The following is a 1,445-nucleotide window of genomic DNA, read 5'->3' as shown; positions in this document are numbered from 1 at the left end:
TAGGGCTTGGTCATGTTGATCTTGGCGGTGCGTGTCCTTCGGCCGCTGCATGCGTTGAAGGTGTGTGACGCCGGAAGAAATCGCAGCCATCCGTGGCGAGTTGGAAGCATTCGCAGCTGATGTCTTCGAGCCGTTCGCCAGAGATGGGCAGCGTTGGTGGGGCCAGGTCTACCTGCGGGGATTGCTGACCGATGGCAAGCGCAAGTCGGTGGAGCCCATGGCCGCCCGGCTTGGGGAAGATGGCAATCGGCAGGCCCTGGCCCACTTCATCACGACGAGCCCGTGGGATCCGGCCCATGTCCGCGCCAGGCTGGCCTGGAAGATGGAAACCGCCGTCCGACCGACCGCTGTGATCTTCGACGACACCGGATTCCTCAAGGACGGGACCGCCTCGGCGTGTGTGTCCCCGCAGTACACCGGCACGGCGGGCAAGGTCGCCAACTGCCAGGTCGGGGTCTCACTGCACCTGGCGTCCGACCACGCCTCCGCTGCGGTCGACTGGCGGCTGTTCCTGCCCGAGACCTGGGATCCGGGATCACCGAAGGCAGACCCGGACAAGATCGCCCGGCGTACCACCTGCGGCATCCCCGAGGACATCGGGCATGTGGAGAAGTGGCAGTTGGCCTTGGACATGCTCGACGAGACTCGCTCGTGGGGAATCGAGGTACCGCTGGCCATCGCGGATGCCGGATACGGCGACTGCGCGGCGTTCCGGCTCGGCCTGCAAGATCGCGGACTGAACTATGTCGTGGGGATCTCCACCACCGCCTCGGCCCATCCCGGCGACGCCGTGCCGGTGATACCGGCGTACCAGGGAAACGGACGCCCGCCGGTGGCGAAGTACCTGGACAAGCCCCAGTCGGTCAAAGAGCTGGTCATCGCGACGGGCCGGAAGGCAGCGCGGCCGGTGTCCTGGCGGGAGGGTTCCCGACCCGGTCGGAGCCGTTCCGGCTTGAAGCGGATGTACTCGCGGTTCGTGGCACTGCGGATCCGGCCTGCCGGACGCGAGATCCGTCAGGCCACCGACGGGCCAGAACTTCCAGAGTGCTGGCTGCTGGCCGAATGGCCCGCTACCGAGCCGGAACCGGTGCAGTTCTGGCTGTCCGACCTGCCCACCGACTTCCCACTGACCACCCTGGTGAGGCTGGCCAAGCTCCGCTGGAGGATCGAGCACGACTACCGCGAGATGAAGCAAGCCCTCGGCCTGGCCCATTTCGAGGGCCGCACCTGGAACGGCTGGCACCACCACGTCACCCTCGTCTCGGCCGCCCACGCCTTCTGCACCCTGCAACGACTGGCCAAATCCCCAAAAGACACGGCGCCGGCCTGAGCCTCTACTCAGTCATCCGCGAGATACAGACACTCCTCGCAACCTGGACCGGCGCCTGCCCCACATGCCACCGCGACATACCCACCCCAATACCAATCTGACCAAGCACTACTAG

General features: G+C 66.2%; 1 protein-coding gene. It reads left to right on the top strand.

The window, feature by feature from the left end:
* Positions 1-64: 64 nt before the first annotated feature.
* Positions 65-1,330, top strand: a complete 1,266-nt coding sequence (locus tag P2L57_RS39770; protein ID WP_275823466.1) for an IS701 family transposase — start codon at positions 65-67, stop codon at positions 1,328-1,330.
* Positions 1,331-1,445 lie beyond the last annotated feature (115 nt).

The sequence above is a fragment of the Streptantibioticus ferralitis genome, from assembly GCF_029223525.1.
GTDB classification, from domain to species: Bacteria; Actinomycetota; Actinomycetes; order Streptomycetales; family Streptomycetaceae; genus Streptantibioticus_A; species Streptantibioticus_A ferralitis.
Note: the sequence above shows the minus strand (reverse complement) of the source record. Positions and strands in the feature narration are given on the sequence as shown.